Raw genomic sequence first — 1,420 nt, 5'->3', positions numbered from 1 at the left:
GTGGGGGCGGTGCCTGGAGGCGTGCTCATGGTCACCGGGCTGGACGTCGCCGCTATCGGGGACGCGGCGGCCGCGCAGGGCATTCCGCTGTACGAGGTGAGGTCGCAGAGTGCCTCGCTTGAGGAGGCCTACATGGAATTGACGACCGGGCGCACGGACTTCGGGGTGGTGGCGTCGTGATCGACGCGGTGGCGGCGGAGTGGTGGAAGCTGCGCTCGGTTCGCTCGACGTACTGGACGCTGGCGGCCGTAGGCATGTTCTTCGTATTCGTCCTGCTGCTGGCGTTCCAGATGGCGCACATATGGGACGGTCTGTCCGCCGAACGCCGGGCCGACTTCACGCTGCGTCCCCTTCAGGAGCTCGGCGCCTGGGCGGCGGCGCTCTGCCTGGGCGTTCTCGGCGTGTTGTCGGTCACATCCGAGTACCGGACGGGCATGATCCGCACGACCCTGGCCGCGATGCCACGACGCGGCCGAGTCCTCGCCGCCAAGGCGGCGGTGGTCGGGACGGTCGCCTTGGTCGCGGGCGAGGCCGTGTCGATCGGCTCGTTCCTCGGGACGCGGCTCGTCGTCGGCGACCGGCCCTTCCCCGACCAGCGGGCGTCCATCGCCCACGACCTGCCGGACTTCGTCGTCGGGGGAACGTCCGTAGCGGTGTTCGCGCTACTCGGAGTGTCGCTGGGCGTACTGCTGCGCTCGACGGCGGGAGCGCTCGTGTCGGTGGTCTTCCTGTGGCACGTCCTGCCGCTGCTGGTCTTCCAGCTCCCGGAGCCGTGGAACGAGCGGGTCGGCTCGGTGCTGCCCGGCGCGCTGCCCGGCCAGGTCGCCGGGCGCAGCGCGGACAACTCCATCTACGGCGACCTACTGCCCCCGGCCGCGGCGGCGGCCGTGATGCTGGCGTACGCGCTCGTCCCGCTCGTGCTCGCGGGCATCGTCCTGTCGCGCCGCGACGCCTAAGGCCCTGCACGTCACTCGCAAGCCGCACCACCACAAGTGGGTGGGCCCTAGACCGGTGACGTCTCCGGCGCGGTATCTCAGCCGGTGGCGCCCCCGACCGGTGGCGCCTCATGCCAGTGCCGACTCCGGCTGGTGACTCCCCCAGGCCGCTGGTCTCCGGCCGGTGGCAGCTCAGCCGGTGACGCATCAGACCGGTGACGCATCCGGCCGGTGCCGCCCCAGACCGGGCCGTCTCCCGCGGGTGACATCCAGCCGGGGACGCCCCAGTCCGGTGACGCCCCAGACCGGCAGCACCTCAAGACGATCACGCCTCAGACCGGTGCCGCGCCAGACCGGCCGCGCCTCAAGACGGTGAAGCCTCGCACCGGTGGCGCCTCAGGACGGTGGCGCGTCAGGACGGTGGCGCGTCAGGACGGTGGCGCGTCAGGACGGTGGCGCGTCAGGACGGTGGCGCGTCAGGACGG

At 72.0% G+C, this 1,420-nt stretch carries 1 protein-coding gene and 1 pseudogene; both read left to right on the top strand.

All coding sequences use genetic code 11. The features are described from left to right. Window positions 1–180, top strand: a pseudogene (locus E1264_RS42610) (ABC transporter ATP-binding protein); the annotation flags it as partial. After that, window positions 177–956, top strand: a complete 780-nt coding sequence (locus tag E1264_RS42605) for an ABC transporter permease (RefSeq protein WP_165964679.1) — start codon at window positions 177–179, stop codon at window positions 954–956. The pseudogene E1264_RS42610 and the gene E1264_RS42605, both read left to right, overlap by 4 nt. Window positions 957–1,420 lie beyond the last annotated feature (464 nt).

This window comes from Actinomadura sp. KC216, from assembly GCF_004348535.1.
In the GTDB taxonomy this organism is placed as follows: Bacteria; Actinomycetota; Actinomycetes; order Streptosporangiales; family Streptosporangiaceae; genus Spirillospora.
Note: the sequence above shows the minus strand (reverse complement) of the source record. Positions and strands in the feature narration are given on the sequence as shown.